Here is a 576-nt window from a genome sequence, read left to right on the forward strand (position 1 = left end):
GCCCTTTCGGAAGGTTTTTGCTAGCGAGATCATAAAACTTATTTTATTATACGAAAAAATGGCGTTTTAAAGATAATATTCTCGCACTTTATGCAAGGAAGAATCAGTGTTATTTTGGTATCTAGGCGGGTAAATCACTGTAACTTTGCTCTGAAAAAGAATCATAAAAAAACCATACAATTATTACTTTTCAGTTAGTTACTATGACAATAACATCGATAAAACGCGACTTGCTGTATGTGACTCGTTATCTAATTCAGTGATACAAACTAAGTACCCATATGACTGAAGCAGTCTCTACTTAGATAACGATATAGAAATTGAATTCTCATCTATAAGGACTAGCTGACTATGTACGCGCTAAGTAACTGTAAAATTTATACCTGTAGTGATGTTCTTACCGATCATGCGGTCATCATCGAAAACGATCTTATTCAATCTATTGTGCCGGTTTCTGAGCTACCTCAAAGCATCGAACTAAAAGACCTTGCAGGCGCTAATCTAAGTCCAGGCTTTATCGATCTGCAGTTGAACGGTTGTGGCGGTGTAATGCTAAACGATGCAATTACCCCTGAA

Annotated in this window: 1 pseudogene; it reads left to right on the plus strand. The window is 36.8% G+C overall.

Annotation, left to right across the window (positions count from 1 at the left end):
- Positions 1-351: 351 nt before the first annotated feature.
- Positions 352-576: pseudogene (gene nagA, locus IQR33_RS01950) on the plus strand (N-acetylglucosamine-6-phosphate deacetylase); the annotation flags it as partial.

This window comes from Vibrio sp. OPT46, assembly GCF_015163535.1.
In the GTDB taxonomy this organism is placed as follows: Bacteria; Pseudomonadota; Gammaproteobacteria; order Enterobacterales; family Vibrionaceae; genus Vibrio; species Vibrio alginolyticus.